At 67.0% G+C, this 13,321-nt stretch carries 12 protein-coding genes; 8 read left to right on the top strand and 4 right to left on the bottom strand.

Annotated elements, in window-relative coordinates:
- Window positions 1-19 precede the first annotated feature (19 nt).
- The 3 genes from WEF05_10350 to WEF05_10340 are packed head-to-tail and all read left to right on the top strand — an operon-like array spanning window position 20 to window position 2,752.
- Window positions 20-712, top strand: coding sequence for a hypothetical protein (locus WEF05_10350; protein MEX1102283.1), 693 nt, complete (start codon window positions 20-22; stop codon window positions 710-712).
- 37 nt (window positions 713-749) lie between these two features.
- Window positions 750-1,718: an amidohydrolase family protein gene (locus tag WEF05_10345; GenBank protein ID MEX1102282.1), complete on the top strand. Its 969-nt coding sequence runs from the start codon at window positions 750-752 to the stop codon at window positions 1,716-1,718.
- Window positions 1,719-1,723: 5 nt separating this feature from the next.
- A complete protein-coding gene (locus tag WEF05_10340) occupies window positions 1,724-2,752 on the top strand; it encodes a D-glycerate dehydrogenase (GenBank protein MEX1102281.1) in 1,029 nt (342 codons plus the stop codon).
- Here the strand turns inward: WEF05_10340 and WEF05_10335 are convergent, their stop codons facing one another.
- Window positions 2,753-3,733 (bottom strand): amidohydrolase family protein, encoded by a 981-nt coding sequence (locus tag WEF05_10335; GenBank protein MEX1102280.1) that lies wholly within the window; start codon window positions 3,731-3,733, stop codon window positions 2,753-2,755. It lies immediately after the preceding gene.
- A gap of 106 nt (window positions 3,734-3,839) precedes the next feature.
- On the opposite strand from WEF05_10335, the gene WEF05_10330 reads away from it, so the two are divergent.
- From WEF05_10330 to WEF05_10310, 5 genes are read left to right on the top strand one after another with little or no spacing between them, the layout of a single operon-like run.
- The gene (locus WEF05_10330) at window positions 3,840-5,057 is read left to right on the top strand and encodes a pyruvate carboxyltransferase (protein ID MEX1102279.1); all 1,218 of its coding nucleotides are present in this window, start codon (window positions 3,840-3,842) and stop codon (window positions 5,055-5,057) included.
- A 53-nt stretch (window positions 5,058-5,110) separates the two neighbouring features.
- Window positions 5,111-6,349: a Xaa-Pro peptidase family protein gene (locus WEF05_10325; GenBank protein ID MEX1102278.1), complete on the top strand. Its 1,239-nt coding sequence runs from the start codon at window positions 5,111-5,113 to the stop codon at window positions 6,347-6,349.
- Between the two features lie 4 nt (window positions 6,350-6,353).
- Complete coding sequence (locus WEF05_10320) at window positions 6,354-8,042, top strand: PEP-utilizing enzyme (GenBank protein MEX1102277.1); 1,689 nt, start codon at window positions 6,354-6,356, stop codon at window positions 8,040-8,042.
- Window positions 8,039-9,034, top strand: a complete 996-nt coding sequence (locus tag WEF05_10315; protein ID MEX1102276.1) for an amidohydrolase family protein — start codon at window positions 8,039-8,041, stop codon at window positions 9,032-9,034. Before WEF05_10320 ends, WEF05_10315 begins: the two co-directional genes overlap by 4 nt.
- Window positions 9,035-9,071: 37 nt before the next feature.
- Window positions 9,072-10,052 carry a C-terminal binding protein gene (locus tag WEF05_10310; protein ID MEX1102275.1) on the top strand — a complete coding sequence of 327 codons (981 nt, stop codon included), beginning with the start codon at window positions 9,072-9,074 and terminating at the stop codon, window positions 10,050-10,052.
- On the opposite strand, the gene WEF05_10305 is transcribed toward WEF05_10310, so the two are convergent.
- The 3 genes from WEF05_10305 to WEF05_10295 form a co-directional block, all read right to left on the bottom strand.
- On the bottom strand, window positions 10,049-11,077 hold the full coding sequence (locus WEF05_10305) for a zinc-binding dehydrogenase (protein MEX1102274.1): 1,029 nt from the start codon (window positions 11,075-11,077) through the stop codon (window positions 10,049-10,051). The genes WEF05_10310 and WEF05_10305 overlap by 4 nt on opposite strands.
- Before the next feature lie 27 nt (window positions 11,078-11,104).
- A complete protein-coding gene (locus WEF05_10300) occupies window positions 11,105-12,028 on the bottom strand; it encodes an alcohol dehydrogenase catalytic domain-containing protein (protein ID MEX1102273.1) in 924 nt (307 codons plus the stop codon).
- Window positions 12,029-12,146: 118 nt separating this feature from the next.
- A complete protein-coding gene (locus WEF05_10295; protein ID MEX1102272.1) occupies window positions 12,147-13,313 on the bottom strand; it encodes an aminotransferase class I/II-fold pyridoxal phosphate-dependent enzyme in 1,167 nt (388 codons plus the stop codon).
- Window positions 13,314-13,321: the final 8 nt, after the last annotated feature.

The raw sequence follows: 13,321 nt of genomic DNA, 5'->3' as shown, positions 1-13,321 counted from the left end.
ACGACACGAGGAGGACCACATGTTGCGACACACCGCTTTCTTCATGCTGAAGGAGGGCAACGGAGAGGAGGAGATGCGCTGGATGCAGAAGGGATCCGCGTTCATGCGCTTCACCGCCGCCGGGCCGTCGGCGATCGACTTCGGCCAGGATCTGTTCGGTGGCTCCCTCCACCTGAAGGACACGAAGCCGTGGGATCGGACGCCACGCTGGCAAGGCCAGACGGAGGGACCGCCGTGCGACTACGACGTCGCGCTGCATCTGGACTTCGAGGACGAAGCCGCCCTCGAGGCATACAACAAGGACGACGTGCACCACGAGATCGCGGTCTACAACGCCGCCAAGTGCCAGGGTGAACTGACCGCTCGGATCGACTTCTGGTACGACGGCGACCCGATCATCGAGCCGGGCCACGTCCGGCACGCGGCGCTGTTCCTCTGGAAGGACGACGTCGACGACGCGACGAAGGAACGCACCCTGGCCGAGATCAAGCGCCTGGGTGACGAACCGGGTGTCGAGCGGGTCACGATCGGCACGAGTGTGGGCAAGCTGCGGACCGACTACGACTGGATCATCGACGTCGGGTTGACCGATCGGGACGCTGCGGATGCGTTCGTGAAAGGTGACGCGTACACGAAGGCGATGCGAGAGGTCGCCGACGTGACGAGGTACGAGTGGACCGCCCGCATGACCCACACGATGTACGGCCACTGACCACCCTTAACGCGACTCGACGAGAGGACCCACCCGCATGGCACAGGGCAAGGTCATCGACGTGCATTGCCACTGCACGCTCGAGCGATTCAAGAAGGCCGTCCTCGAAGACGGCACCGACTGGCACGGCATGACGTCCGCCGACGGCGAGCTCGGCAACGAGAAGAACCGATGGAGCGTCCAGAAGCGGATCGAGACGATGGACGAGCTGAGGATCGACATCCAGCTCGTCTCGCCTACCGACGTGTTCTATCAGTACGACCAGGCTCCGGAGGTTACCGAGCGGATCTCGCAGGAGGCGAATGAGGAGATCGCGGGCATGGTGCGCGATCACCCGGATCGGTTCACGGGGCTCGGCACACTCCCGATGCAGGATGTCGAACGGGCCAAGAAGGAGATGGCCCGTGGGATGGGGGAGCTGGGTCTCACGGGATTCATGATCGACGACCATGTGAACAACCGCACCTACGACGACGCTGTGTTCGACAGCTTCTTCGAGGTCGCCGAGGAGCTCGGCGTGTTCCTGCTCGTGCACCAGTTTAAGCACACCACGGTCGCGGCGCGTACCGAGGACTTCTTCCTGCTGAACTCGATCGGCAACCTCGTCGATCGGACGATCACGTTCGCCTCGTTGATCTACGGCGGCGTGATGGACAAGTACCCGAACCTCACCGTGTGTCTGTGTCACGGGGGCGGCTACGTACCGTACGCGCTCGACCGCTTGGACAAGGGATGGGACGTGTGGCCGTCGATGCGCGGCAAGGCGAAAGACCGTCCCAGCACCTACGTACGCCGCTTCTACTACGACACGGTGGTGTACACGCCTCGGAACCTGCGGTTCCTGATCGACGTCGTCGGGGCGGACCGCGTGGTGTTCGGCACCGACTGGCCGGCCCCGATGACGTTCGACGACCCGGTCGGACGACTCGAAGCGATGGATGAGTTGTCCACGGACGAGCGCGAGGCGCTCCTACGCGGCACCGCCGCGACGATCTTCGGAGGGTGATCTCGATGGCCAAGCCCAAAGTGTTCGTCTGTCAGCCGATCATGGACATCGGCCGGACCGAACTCGCCACGTTCGCCGACGTCGAGGTGTTCGAGTCCGAGCGGATGATCAGCAAGCCCGAATTGATGCACGGCGTTCGGGACGCGGAGTACCTATGGATGCTCGGGGACACCCCGGTCGACGAAGAGGTGATGGAGGCCGCTCCCAAGCTGAAGGGGATCGCGACGATGGCGCTGTTCCCCAATGTCGTCGACGTCGAGGCGGCCACCCGCCGTCAGCTGCCGGTGACCGTGATCCCGCACCTGATCACCAAGACCACGTGTGACCTCACGTGTGCGCTTCTGATCTCCCTAGCGTGGCGGATCCCCGAGGCGGACGCGTTCGTCCGGGCGGGTCGGTTCCATCAGGAGCAGTCGACCACGTTCCTCACGACCGAGCTCAGCGGCAAGACCGTCGGGATGATCGGGCTCGGAGACATCGGTCAGCAGATCGCGAAACGCCTGCGAGCGTTCGAGATGGACGTGATCTACACCAAGCGCAATCGCCTCGGCTCCGAGCTGGAGGCCGAGCTCGGGGTCTCGTGGGAGCCCGAGCGCGACGACCTGCTGCGACGCGCGGACTTCGTCGTGCTGATGACGACCTACAACGCTACGACGCACAAGATGATCGGCGCCCGGGAGTTCGACCTGATGAAGCCGACCGCGTTCTTCGTGAACGCGGCTCGAGGGCGGATCGTGGACGAGCCCGCGATGATCGAGGCGCTGCGCGAGGCGAAGATCGCGGGGGCGGCCCTCGATGTCTACTGGAACGAACCGCCGATCAGCGAACCGTCGCCGAGTCCGGAGCTGTTCACCTTCCCCAACGTCGTCCTGACCCCGCATATCGGGAGCGCGACCGTGGAGGCGCGGACGAACATGGCGCTCGCGGTCGTGGAGAACCTCTCCGCGATGATCCGGGGTGATCGTCCGCCGAACGTGATGAATCCCGAGGTGTACGGCGAAGCGCCGATCGAGCAACCGGACCGGCTGGGGTAGTTACATCCCCAGCAGCCGGGTCGCGTTCTCGGACAGGATCGCGTCCTTCTCGGCGTCGGTGAGACCCTCGAGCGATCGGATCCACCTGACCGCGTCTTCGAGGAGCATCGGAGCCGGATAGTCGGTGCCGAGCACGACACGGTCGATCCCCACCGCGTCGATCAGGAACCGGAGGGTCGCCTCCGTATAGGTGCAGCAGTCGTAGTAGAACCTGCTGAGGTACTCGCTCGGCGGCGTGCGCAGCACGGTGCGTGAGTCGTCGAACTCCGGCATGTTCTCGAGCGCACCGGCCTGCCAGCCGCGGTCCATCCTCGCGGCGCCGAAGGCCGCGTAGCCTCCGGCGTGGCCGAGACAGATCTTCAGGTCGGGGAACTCGTCCATCACCCCGCCGTAGACCAGGGAGCCGTACGTCACCGCGCGATCCGCGAGGTTGCCGACGACGTTGGGCAGTCCGTAGCGGTCCGTTCGATACTCCACAACCGTTGCGCTGCACTGGTGAAAGAAAATCACCGCTCCGAGTTCCTCGACGGCCTTCCAGAAGGGGCGGAACTGTGGCTCGTCCAGCTCCTGACCGTTCACGTGGTCGCCGAGCGTGACCCCCTTGAAGCCCTTCTCGTCCATCGCCCAGGCCATCTCGTCGATCGCGGCGGGGACATCCTGCATCGGCAGCGACGCGAGGGCCGTGAACCGATCGGGGAACGCGGTCATCATCTCGGCGAGTTCCTCGTTGCATTCGCGGGCGATGACCTTCGTGACCTCCGGATCGAGGTCGTACTTGAAGAATCCCGTGTTGATCGTCAGGGCGTGGATGTCCACGCCCATCTCGTCCATCTCCGCGACCCGCTCGGCGGGGTCGATCGAGAACTTGGGGATGTGGAGCTCTCCGACGTCGGGCCCCAAGGTGTTCCAGACTCCGTCCCGCTCGATCGCGTCCCGGAACCGTCGTGGGGTGACGTGATTGTGGATATCGATGATCGGCATCGTTCACTCCTGTGTCCGTGAGTCCCCAGGCACGGGACCGGGCCCGCTTCGTGAGCGCATCGTATATGATGCACCATCCGGATCCGGGTGTTCTGAGGGGAGCGATATGGCCGAGCAGCCGTGGAAGACCGATCGTTGGTTCACCAGTCCGTGGAACTTCATGCCGGAGATCCGCGACACGATGGACCTTCCTGCCACGGTGCAGGTCCACGACGTCACCCTCCGCGACGGCGAGCAACAGGCCGGAGTCGTCTTCACGAAAGACGAGAAGCTGCGGATCGCCGAGGCGCTGGCCGAGGCCGGGGTCCCGCGGATCGAAGCCGGCCTGCCGGCCGTGTCTCCGGCCGACGACGCCGCGGTGCGCGAGATGGTGAAGATGGGCCTGCCGTCGAAGGTCTACGCGTTCTCCCGCTGCATGGTCGACGACGTGAAGCGTGCAGCGGACTGCGGGGTCGACGGGGTCGTGATGGAGATCCCCTCGAGCCACCACCTGATCGAGATGGCCTACCGCTGGCCGGTCGAGCGCGCGATCGACGCGTCGATCGAGGCGACGAGCCTCGCACACGAACTCGGACTGACCGTGTCCTTCTTCCCGATCGACGCGACGCGCGCGGGACTGGTCGAGTACCTCGACCTCCTGGAGCGGGTGGCCACCGACGGGCACGTCGATGCGGTCGGACTCGTGGACACGTTCGGCGTGTTGTCCCCGCACGGCGTCCAACTCTTCGTGCGCAAGACGCGCGATCGTCTCGGGGTCCCGCTGGAGACCCACTTCCACATGGACTTCGGACTCGGGGTCGCGAACACCCTGATCGCGGTGGCCGAAGGCGTGGAGGTGATCCAGACGACGGTCACGGGGATCGGCGAACGCGCCGGGAACACCCCGATGGAGGAGACCGTGCTCGCGCTGCTGACGATGTACGGGATGGAGACCGGGATCTCCACGGAACGGTTCTTCGACCTGTCGAAGCTCGTGATGGAGATCGCGGGCGTTTCGCAGCCCTCGAATCGGCCCGTGGTCGGGGAGCGCCTCTACAACGTCGAGTCGGGGATCATCACGACATGGGTCCGCAACGTCGGCGACGAACTCACCGAGTCGTTCCCGTATCGGCCCGAGCTGGTCGGTCAGCCCGACCCGGTGCTCGTGCTCGGCAAAGGTTCGGGTCTGGACTCGGTCGCGGCCGGACTTGACCGTCTCGGCCTCAAGGCGACGGACGAGCAGATGCAGGAGATCCTGGACGAGGTCAAGGCACGTTCGCTCGAGACCAAGGGGCTCGTCGACGACGATGCCTTCACCGCGATCGTCGACGGGGTCACCTCCTGACCGGTCCGCACGAGAACCGCGCACACCGAGACCGAGAAGAAGGAGCCACACAGATGAAGGAAGCGTTCGGCTACGCGAACATCGAATGGAAACGGGGCATCAACTGGGATGCGGTGCGTGCGTACCGTCTGGAGCGCGCACGCGACGCGATGAAGCGTCATGGGCTGGGCGCGATGCTGATGATGTACGACGAGAACATCCGCTACGTCACGTCCACGTTGACGCCGGGATGGAACAAGCTCAAGCCCGGCCTGCGCTACGCGGTGCTCGTCGACGGCCGAGAGCCGATCCTGTACGAGCAGGGTGACATCGGCATCCACATCAAGGAGCACTCGCCCTGGATCCCACCTCAGAACGTGCGGCACTCGTTCGCATGGATCAAGGGTGCGGCCGGACCCGCCTCGATGATGCAGGTGGAGAAGTTCACCGAGGCGCTGGCGGGAGACCTAGAGGACGCGGGTGTGAAAGACCGGCCGCTCGGGGTCGACTTCATCGACCTCACGATGATGAAGACGTTCGAGCGCGCGGGCATCACCTGGACCGACGGGATGACGCCGATGATGGAGGCTCGCGCGATCAAGAGTCCGGACGAACAGAACTGCTCGCGGATCGTGGGCTCGATGTGCGACGCGCTCCACTACGAGATGACCCAGTTCATCCGTCCGGGCCTCACCGAGAACCAGGTGGCCGCTCACGGGTTCGAGTTCCTCTACAACTACCCGGGAGTCGAAGATGTCGAGGACATCATCGTGTCGTCGGGTCCGAACGCCTGGCCGAACTGGCGGAACTTCTCCGACCGCATCATCCGGCCCGGGGAGCTGGTGATCATCGACGTCGCGGCGCTGACCTGGAACGGTTTCAAGTCGTGCGTCTACCGGACCTACTGCGTCGGCGGCAAGCCCACCGACGAGATGCGCTCCTACTACGACACGGCTCTGAAGTGGCTCCGCGACTCGATCGATGCCGTCGCGCCCGGAGTCAGCACGCGCGACATCGCCTCGAAGTGGCCGTCGGCCATGGAGACCTGGGGGTACGCGGACGAGGACGAAGCCGCCGCGAACCTGTGGGGTCACGGTCTCGGACTCGCGCAGTACGACCAGCCGGTGATCTCGCGGATCTGGTCGCTCGATCACCCGATCGAGATCAAGCCGGGGATGGTCTTCGCACTGGAGACCCAGCACGGCAAGGTGCACGAGTTCGGCGTCCGGCTCGAGGAGATGCTCGTCGTCACCGAGACCGGTCACGAGCTCATCACCTCGTTCCCGATCGACGAGATCACGGTGGTCGACTAGCTTCGTGGAGCGGCTCATCTCGCTCGCCGAGGAGCCGGCTCGTCAACCCGGGTCCGTCGGAGCCAAGGCCGCGGGGCTGGCGCGTGCCCTCGAGGCCGGGTTCCCGGTGCTCGGGGGGTGGGTGGTTCCGTGCGCCGAGTCGGCGGTTGCGATCCGCGCCGGCGTGGAGGCCCTCGACCGTTCGGGACCGTCGGCCGCGACCCTGGCGATCTCCGACGGACGGCTCGATCCGGCGCTCGATCGCGACCTCGGTCGCGTCGGTTCCCTCCTCGAGGGGACCCTCGTGGTGCGATCGTCCACGCCGCTGGACGAGGACGGCCGGTGGTCGGGGGCTTTCGCGACCTACCACGACGTCGACCCCGAGCATCTTCCGGTGGGTGTGCGAGGGTGCTGGGCCTCGGCGTTCACCAAGGATGTGATCGAGCGCTCGGTCGCGGCGGGCGTGGCTCCGGATGCTCTTCGGATCGGTGTGCTCCTGCAGCCCTGGGTGCGATTCGACGCGGGCGGTACCGCTCGGTTGGAACCCGACGGCCGGGTGTCGATCGCCGCGACCGCCGCGGGTCCGGACACGCTCGTGAGCGGGCGGCGATCCGGGGTCCTGGCGGAGGTGTCGGCGGACGGCACGGTCCACATGGGTGCCGGCCTGGACGGACTGACGCCGCGTTGGGCGATCGAGGCCGGGCGGCTCGTACGAGATCTGGCGTCGACGATCGACGCCGACGCGATCGAGTGGGGGTGGGCGGATGACGGGATCCTTCTGTTGCAAGCCCGGCGGCTGCCCGTGCCGTCGGCTTCGCCCGCCCCCTCGATCACGACCATCACGTCCCGTGCGATGCCGCAGGGCGCCGAGCGACTGGCTGCGACGGTCCGGCGCTATCCCGCGCCGTTAGGCGACGAGCTCGTGATCCCGTGGGTGTACGCGGCACTCGATGTGCCCGAGGCGAGGGCGATCCCTACGCCCGATCCGGTCGCCGCGCTCGCCGAGGCGCGATCGCTCGCCGATGGCCTGACGGGGCAGGTCTGGCGATCGCCACCTCATGTCGCCTTCCGCGCCGCCGAGGCGCGGGCTCGGTCTCTGCTCGGGGCGGAGCCGGAGGCGTGGCCTGCGTCGCTCTCGGAGCGATGTGATCCTCCACATCCCGGAACCGTTCGCCGCATCCTGGGACTGGTGGAAGGGATCGGGGAGGCGCTGGAGCAGACGGGTGTGCTGCCCGACGCCCGACTGGTCTGGCGCCTCTCGGTCCGAGAGCTCGAGCGGGCGGCGCGCGAGGGGTCGCGACCACCGATCCGGCGCGGGCCCGACCGCTGGGAACCCTTCGTGGTTGATGTCGTGCGCTGGGCCGGCGCCGCTTCCGAGGGCACGGCAGTGTGTCCCGGGATCGGTGCGGGCATCGTGTCGGTGGTCGACGGAAGCGTTTCGGCAACCCCGGGTCCGCGGGCGGTGCTCGCCGTGTCGCAGCCCCTGCCGCAGCTCGCGCCGCTGCTGTGGAACAGCGCGGGATTGGTGGCGGCCTCGGGGAGCCCTGGAGCGCACCTGTTCGAAGTCGCTCGATCGCTCGGCGTGCCCGCGGTGGTCGGCGTTCATCTAGCCGGCCTCGATGGCGCTCTCGCGACGGTCGACGGATGCAACGGTATCGTCACCGTGACTGATCCGGCTCGCTCCTCGACACGGATCGGGGGAGTCGGAGCGTGACGACGATCGATATCCACTGCCACGTGCTGACCCCCGAGTGTGAGGAGCTGGTGGCCCCGTTCTTCTCGCCCGAGGTGGACCCGTTCTTCCGCTATTCGGGTGCGGCGAGTGATGCCGTCAACCGGAGTCAGGTCGAACGCCTGCGACCCAAGTTCGTCGATCCGCAAGAGCGCCTGCGGGACATGGATCGCATGGGTGTCGATGTGCAGGCGATCGCGATCGCCCCTCCCCAGTACTTCTATTGGACCGAGCCCGAGCTGGGGGAGCGACTGTCCCGGCTGCACAACGACAATCTCGCCGGTATCGTCCAGCGGCATCCGGATCGGTTCCGCGCGCTGGGAACGCTGCCGCTGCAAGACGTCGACCGCGCGATCATCGAGCTCGACCGTCTGGCCGGCGATCTCGGATTCACGGGGGTCGAGATCTGCACGAACGTGAATGGCATCGACTTCGACGACGCCCGCTTCGTGCCCTTCTTCCAGCGTGTTCAAGAGCTCGATCTGCTGCTCGTCGTCCACCCACACGGCTTCACGCAGGGGGAGCGGTTCACGGAGCACTACATGATCAACACGGTGGGCATGCCGCTGGACTCGACGGTCTTCCTCGCCCACATGATCTTCGGGGGAGTGTTGGAGCGCTTCGGTGAGCTGAAGATCTGCGTCGTCCATGGGGGTGGGTACCTTCCGTTCTACCCGGCTCGGTTCGATCACGCCTACGAAGTGCGACCGGAGACCCGCGAACACATCTCCCGCACTCCGAGCACGTATCTGCGACAGCTGCACTTCGACACGATGGTTTACGACCCGGTGCAGCTGGGGCGGCTGATCGAGGACTTCGGGGCCGATCACGTCCTCATGGGCACCGACTATCCGTTCGACATGGGCGAGGAGGATCCGGTTGGGCTCGTCGGGCAGGTCGACGGGTTGACCGACGAACAGCGCGTCCTCGTGACCGGGGGGAACGCCGCCCGGCTGCTGCGCCTCGAACGATGAACATCCGACCCGCACGCACCGAAGGAGCTGGACCGCTATGGCAGTAGTCGCCGTCACCGATCACGTCTTCACCGATCTCGACCGCGAGCGTGCGCTCTTGGAGGCGGCCGGCCACGAACTGCGATTCGAACGGAACGCCACGACGCCCGACGAGGTCCGAGCTGCCGTCGCGGGGGCAGATGCGATCCTGAACTGCTACACGGTGATCCCGGCCGAGGTGATCCGGGAGCTCGAGGCGTGCCGGGTGATCGCGCGCTACGGGATCGGCCTGGACACGATCGACCTCGACGCGGCGACTGCCAGAGGGATCGTCGTCACGAACGTCCCCGACTACTGTGTCGACGAGGTCTCGGACCATGCGCTCGCGCTGATGCTCGCGCTCGCCCGAGGGGTCGCGCGCCTCGATCGAAGCGTGCGCGGCGGTTCGTGGACACCCTCGGACGCGCGTCCGCTCCATCGGTTGCGGGGTCGGACGCTGGGGCTGATCGGGTTCGGGAAGATCGCCACGACGCTGGCTGCGAAGTGCGGTTCGCTCGGGTTAGCGGTCGCCGTGTACGACCCCTTCGTGCCCGACGATGTGGTACGGGCCGCAGGCGGCGAACCCCTGCCCCTCGAGGCGTTGCTGGCGGACGCCGACATCGTCTCGCTCCATGCACCTCTCACGGAACAGACGCGACATCTGATCGGGGACACGGAACTGGCGATCATGAAGCCCGGGGCGTTCCTGATCAACACTTCACGTGGTCCATTGATCGACCACGATGCCCTAGATGCCGCGCTCGAGACGGGGCGGCTGGGTGGCGTGGGGTTGGATGTGCTCGAAACCGAACCCCCGGCGGCCGACGACCCCCTTCTCCGCAGGGACAACGTGATCGTGACCCCACACGCAGCGTTCTACAGCGAGGAATCCGTGGCCGAGCTCCAGCGCAAGGCGGCGGAACAGGTCGTGGCGGTGCTGGCGGGTCAGGCGCCCCCGTACGCCGTGAACGCGGCGGCCCTCGCAGAGCGACGAGGCTAGGACCCACTCGAGACGTCGAGAACCGCCCTCCCGACGACCTCGCCGGACTCAAGGGCTTCGAGGACCTCGTTGACCTCTTCGAGGGGCCGGACGAGGCCGACCACGGGACGGACCCTGCCGTCGGCGACGAGCGCGACCGCCCGGTGCATCTCGTCGAGGGATGCGTAGCGGGAACCCACGATCTCGACCTCGTCGAGGACGAGACGGACCGTTGGGAGGGTGAGTGCTGTCGTGGGCGCGTGTCCGACGGCGACGATCCGTCCCCCCTTCCGGACGAGGGCGTTCGCGAGCGACAGCGTAGCCTCATGGGCGACGGTCTCGATCACCACGTCGACCCCCTCGCCTCCCGTTTCGTCGATCGTCGCCGCGATGGCCTCCGCATCGTCGCTGCGTCGGGCGTCGATGCCGAGCTCACCTGCCCGCGTGAGCGTGGGGTCGTGGACGTCGAATCCCACGACGTGGGCCCCTGACGCGATCGCCACCTGCGCGGCGTGGATCCCGACACCTCCGAGGCCGATGACCGCGACACGGTTCGCCGCACGCACCCCGCCACGGGTGACGACCGATCGGTAGGCGGTCCCGAGCGCGCACGACATCGGGGCAGCGTGGATCGGGTCGACCGACGTCGGCACCGGGATCAGCCGATCGACGGGGGCGATCAGGCGCTCCTCGAACCCGCCCGGGTCGCGGAACCCCATCCACCCCTCGAGCGACGAGCACATCGCGTCGTGTCCGCGTCGGCAGGCCGGGCACCGCCCGCACGACCAGTACTGGTACACGATCGCGCGCGTCCCGGTCGCGAGCACGCCCGGTGGGTTGGTTCCGACGACGGCTGCGCACACCTCGTGTCCGGGAACGTGGGGGAGTGCGAGGTCGGCGCTGGACGGCATGCGTCCCCGCGCGATCTTCACGTCCGTGAAGCAGACACCGGATGCGAGCACGTCGAGCAGCGCGAAGCCGGGAGGGAGGTCGGGCTCGGGCAGATCGAGCAAGGTGAGCGGATCCCCGTACGCGGTAACGGCCATGGCACGCATCGATCGGTCTCCGTCCCCTCAGACCTCGATCAGGACCTTGAGCGATCCGCCTTCGCCCCCGACGCGGATCGCCTCCTCGACCTCGTCGAGCTCGAACCTGTGGGAGACGAGAGGAGCGAGCTGGACGTGCCGCTCGGCAACCGCGGTGATCGCGGCGGGGAAGTCCGCCGCGAGCGCGGACCGGGCGTTCGTGATCGCGAGCTCCTTGTAGTACAGGTCGTAGAAGGGAAGTGCGCCCTCCACCTCCGAGATCGTCCCGTAGGAGAGGATCCGTCCACCGATCCGGGCGACCTCGATCGCGCTCGCCAGCGTCGCGACGGTGCCGGCGCACTCGATCACCAGATCTGCGCCCCCACCGGTCGCGCCGGCGACCCGATCCGATCCGCCGCTCTCGCCGGCACGCACGGTGACGTCGGCTCCCAGCCGGCGGGCGAGCTCGAGTTTGGCTTCGTTCCGCGTGACACAGACGACCGGCGAGGCACCTCGGTGCTTCGCGAGCTGGAGGTGCAGCAGCCCCGTGACGCCCAGTCCCACGATCACGACGGACTCTCCGGCAGCCACCGGTGAGCGTTGCTGTGCGTGCACGCAGGTCGCCAGCACCTGCAACAGAGGGGCGACGTCGTGATCGAGGGACGGGGGAAGCGTGTGCAGATTGGTCGCGGGAACGTCGAGCACCTCGCGGAGCCCTCCATCGCGGTCCCGGCCGATGAGCCATCCGCGGGTGCAGATGTTGCCACGACCCTCGCGACACTGGCGGCAGGTTCCACACGTGATCCCCGGGTCGACCAGCACTCGCGAACCGACGGACACACCGGATCCCGGAGGGGCGACCGCCACTTCTCCCGAGAGCTCGTGGCCCATGACGCGGGGGTAGCCCACGGGGATCGCGCCGTGGAAGATCTTCTGGTCGGTGCCACAGATGCCGACCGAGCGGATCCGCACGAGCGGGTCCCTGGACGCCGGTGGTGGAACCGTTCGGACCTCGATCCGTTCCGGTCCCGTCAGGATCGCGGCGCGCAGGACGCGCTCCTCTCCGCTCGCCCGGGTCGTCCCCGATCGATCACGTCGATCCCTGCAGCATGCGCCGCCCGGCCTCATGCAATGTCTCGAGCTTCTTGGGGAACGCGAATCGCACGAGGTCGACGGCCGCCGCCGGATCGGAGAAGAACGACGAACCGGGTACGACGGCAACACCGAGCTCCTTGACGAAGTGCATCGCCGCCGTGACGTCGTCACCGAACCCCAGCGTGGAGACGTCGGCCATCACGTAGTACGCCCCCCGTGGGGGAGCAGCCACGAACCCACATCGGTCGAGGATCGCCATCATCACGTCCCGACGCTCCTGGTAGGACGCCGCCTCCTCTCGGTAGTACGACTCCGGGAGGGCGAGTGCGGCGACCCCGGCCTCCTGGAGAGGTGCCGCGGCCGCGACCGTTAGGAAGTCGTGCACCGTGCGGATCCCGTTCGCGATCGCGTCCGGTGCGATCACCCAGCCGACCCGCCAGCCGGTGACGGCGTAGGTCTTCGACATCGCACTGATCGTGACGGTGCGGTCCTCCAGCCCCGGAACGGTTGCGGGAGGGATGTGCCGGTAACCGTCGTAGACGATGTGCTCGTAGATCTCGTCGGTGAACACGACCACGTCCCACCGCTGGCAGAGTTCCGAGACGACCCGGAGCTCCTCGATCGAGAAGACCTTGCCGGTCGGGTTGTTCGGGGAATTGATGACGATCCCGCGCGTCCGATCGTTGAAGGCCGCTCGCAGGGCGGGCTCGTCGAACGTCCAGTCCGGGCGATGCAGCGACACTAGGCGCGGGATGGCGCCCGACAGGATCGTATCCGGCCCGTAGTTCTCGTAGAAAGGTTCGAAGACGATCACCTCGTCCCCGGGGTCGAGCACCCCGAGCATCGACGCGATCATCGCCTCCGTCGCGCCGCAGGTGACGGTGATGTGTCGCTCGGGATCGACCCACGTCATGCCGTAGCGCTCGTGGTAGGTCGTGGCGAGGGCCTCGCGGAACGACTCCGATCCCCAGGTGATCGGGTACTGGTTCACGTCGTCCTCGATCGCCTGCTGGGCGGCCCGCTTCAGTTCGGCCGGGGAGGGGAAATCGGGGAATCCCTGGGCGAGGTTGATCGCATCGAAATCGGCCGCGAACCGTGTCATCTCCCGGATCACCGATTCGGTGAAGGAGGACGCCCGGGCGGAGGGTCGAACCTTCGTCATCCCTCAAT

Source organism: Actinomycetota bacterium, from assembly GCA_040881665.1.
GTDB lineage: Bacteria > Actinomycetota > UBA4738 > UBA4738 > HRBIN12 > JBBDWR01.
Note: the sequence above shows the minus strand (reverse complement) of the source record. Positions and strands in the feature narration are given on the sequence as shown.

Excerpts from the sequence above, each read along its gene's own strand:
- WEF05_10310 (MEX1102275.1), top strand. The coding sequence starts at position 9,072 with ATGGCAGTAGTCGCCGTCACCGATCACGTCTTCACCGATCTCGACCGC.
- WEF05_10295 (MEX1102272.1), bottom strand. The coding sequence starts at position 13,313 with ATGACGAAGGTTCGACCCTCCGCCCGGGCGTCCTCCTTCACCGAATCG.
- WEF05_10305 (MEX1102274.1), bottom strand. The coding sequence starts at position 11,077 with ATGGCCGTTACCGCGTACGGGGATCCGCTCACCTTGCTCGATCTGCCC.
- WEF05_10325 (MEX1102278.1), top strand. The coding sequence starts at position 5,111 with ATGAAGGAAGCGTTCGGCTACGCGAACATCGAATGGAAACGGGGCATC.
- WEF05_10335 (MEX1102280.1), bottom strand. The coding sequence starts at position 3,733 with ATGCCGATCATCGATATCCACAATCACGTCACCCCACGACGGTTCCGG.
- WEF05_10340 (MEX1102281.1), top strand. The coding sequence starts at position 1,724 with ATGGCCAAGCCCAAAGTGTTCGTCTGTCAGCCGATCATGGACATCGGC.
- WEF05_10330 (MEX1102279.1), top strand. The coding sequence starts at position 3,840 with ATGGCCGAGCAGCCGTGGAAGACCGATCGTTGGTTCACCAGTCCGTGG.
- WEF05_10350 (MEX1102283.1), top strand. The coding sequence starts at position 20 with ATGTTGCGACACACCGCTTTCTTCATGCTGAAGGAGGGCAACGGAGAG.
- WEF05_10345 (MEX1102282.1), top strand. The coding sequence starts at position 750 with ATGGCACAGGGCAAGGTCATCGACGTGCATTGCCACTGCACGCTCGAG.